Annotated in this window: 2 protein-coding genes and 1 pseudogene; 2 read left to right on the top strand and 1 reads right to left on the bottom strand. The window is 76.8% G+C overall.

The window, feature by feature from the left end:
• Positions 1 to 398: pseudogene (locus CCN35_RS28360) on the top strand (hypothetical protein); the annotation flags it as partial.
• A 36-nt stretch (positions 399 to 434) separates the two neighbouring features.
• Here the strand turns inward: CCN35_RS28360 and CCN35_RS12995 are convergent.
• Complete coding sequence (locus CCN35_RS12995) at positions 435 to 1,292, bottom strand: phosphatase PAP2 family protein (RefSeq protein ID WP_086792741.1); 858 nt, start codon at positions 1,290 to 1,292, stop codon at positions 435 to 437.
• 203 nt (positions 1,293 to 1,495) lie between these two features.
• Between CCN35_RS12995 and CCN35_RS12990 the strand changes: the two genes are divergently transcribed.
• Positions 1,496 to 1,963, top strand: coding sequence for a DUF5709 domain-containing protein (locus CCN35_RS12990; RefSeq protein WP_067388786.1), 468 nt, complete (start codon positions 1,496 to 1,498; stop codon positions 1,961 to 1,963).
• The last annotated feature ends 127 nt before the right edge of the window (positions 1,964 to 2,090 follow it).

The following is a 2,090-nucleotide window of genomic DNA, read 5'->3' as shown; positions in this document are numbered from 1 at the left end:
TGGTCCTGTCCCTGGTCGCCCTCGGCCTGGCCGGGCACCTGGTCGTGCAGTACGCCGTCCTCGCCCACACCGTCCAGCGCACCACCGCCGACCGCCGGGCCTGGGCCGCCACCGCCGCCGACCTGCACCGCCTCGGGGTGCGCCCGCCCTGTCTGCTCACCGGCGAGGAGGCCATCCCCATCGCCTTCTACACCGGCTGCGGCTCCGCCGCGACCGACGGCCCCAACGCCAACACCACCCGGGCGGACATCGAACGGACCGCCGGGCGGCTGCCGGTCGCCACCCTCACCCCCCTGGACGGCGCCCCGCCCGCCTACGCCCGCACCTGGCCCTCCCACCGGTCGGGCGACCTGCGCCTGTACCTCGGGCCCCGGGCCCGGGGGAACACCGGGCCGTGAGGCCGCGCCGCCCGCCGCCGCGTTCCCGCCGCGTGCTCACGGTGCCTGTGTGCGCCGCGCCTCTGCTTCCTCCGTGCACCGCCCGCCGTGCCGGTCACCACGGGCGCCTTCCCGGCGACTCCCGCCGGACCCGCGGGAGTCCTCCCGCGGCCGAGGGGCGCTCTCCTCCGCGGCCGGCACCGGGTGCGCCGATGCGCCGGAGGACGGGCCCGAGGACGGTGCGTCCCCTGTCCTCGGACCGGTCACGGGGCGGAGGGGCAGCCACCGGGCCGCCGCACACAGACACACCCCGAGCCAGCCGAGGGCGAACAGCCAGCCGCCGATCACATCGGTGAACCAGTGCACCCCGAGATACACCCGGGTCAGCCCCACCAGCACGCCCCAGCAGCCGACGACGAGACAGATCGCCGCACGGCCGCGCGGGGCGCGCACGGCCACCGCCATGATCACCAGCCCGGCGACGAGCGCGGAGGTGGTGGCGTGCCCGGACGGGAACGACCAGTTCGAGGCGTGGGTCAGCCACTCCTGCCGGGGCGGGCGCGGACGGGCGATCAGCTCGAGCACGCCATGGCGCGCGGCCTGCCCCGCCACCAGACAGACCAGGCCCAGAGCCGCCGCGACCGTGCGCTGCCGGGCCGTGCGGCCGACGGCGAGGCCGGCCAGCACGACGAGCAGGTACGGGAAGGCATCCGTGCCGGTCGCGGTCAGTCCGCGGGCCACGGCCACCGCCACCTCCGGGCGACGGGCGGCGGACCAGGACAGCAGGGAGCCGTCCACGGGCAGCGGTGCACCGCTGCCGTCGACGATCAGGCAGAGCACGGCGAACGCCGCCCACGCGCCGAGTCCGATGCCGCCCGCGAGGACGACGGGGTTCCTGTGCCGGGCCGGCTTCATGACACTCATGACGCTCATGACACCAGCAAGCGGCCGCACCGGTGGTGCTTTCGGACGCACGGCGCGTCCTTCCCGGTCCGCCCGGCACCGGCCACGAGGACCACGGCACCCGCCACGAGGAGGACCGCACGTGATTGGACCGGGCCCCACGGGAAACGCGACTCGGGACACGCCGACGCTCCAGCCGCCGCGAGGAGGAACCCGTGAGCACCGACCCCATGGCCGACGACGCCTACCAGCCCACCGGGGACAACGAGGACCAGGAGGACGCCGCGCCCCTGGACCTGCAGGACGCGGTGGACGAGCGGACCTACGACGACATCCTCGACGAGGGCTACTCCCCGCCGGAGAAGCCGCTGGGCGTCACCAAGTACGGCACGACGGCCGCCGAGCAGCGCGAGGGCGAGAGCCTCGACCAGCGGCTGGCCCAGGAGCAGCCCGACGTGGGCGCACCGCAGGGCGACGCCGTGGGCGACCTGCCCGGCGGCGAGGGCGAGCCGGTCGACCCCGAGGCGGGCACGGACCGTGCCGGCCGCCTCGTCGCCCCCGACGAGGGCGCCCACCCCGACATCACCGGGGAGGAGATCGCCACCGACCGGGGCATCGACGCGGGAGCCGCCACCGCGGAGGAGGCCGCCGTCCACGTCGTCGACGACGACACACTGCCCTGAACGGCTCCGGGAACACCCCCCCCGGGCCGGGCGGTCCGCGGCGGCCGGCCCGACGGAGGGAGGCCGGAGCCCCGGGGCTCCGGCCTCCCGTGACCCGTGACCCGCGCGCCGCGCGCACGAGCCCGGG

The organism is Streptomyces thermovulgaris, assembly GCF_002155915.1.
In the GTDB taxonomy this organism is placed as follows: domain Bacteria; phylum Actinomycetota; class Actinomycetes; order Streptomycetales; family Streptomycetaceae; genus Streptomyces; species Streptomyces thermovulgaris.
Note: the sequence above shows the minus strand (reverse complement) of the source record. Positions and strands in the feature narration are given on the sequence as shown.

What these genes read in the sequence shown, in the direction of transcription:
- CCN35_RS12995 (WP_086792741.1), bottom strand. Translation starts at nt 1,292, where the DNA reads ATGAAGCCGGCCCGGCACAGGAACCCCGTCGTCCTCGCGGGCGGCATC.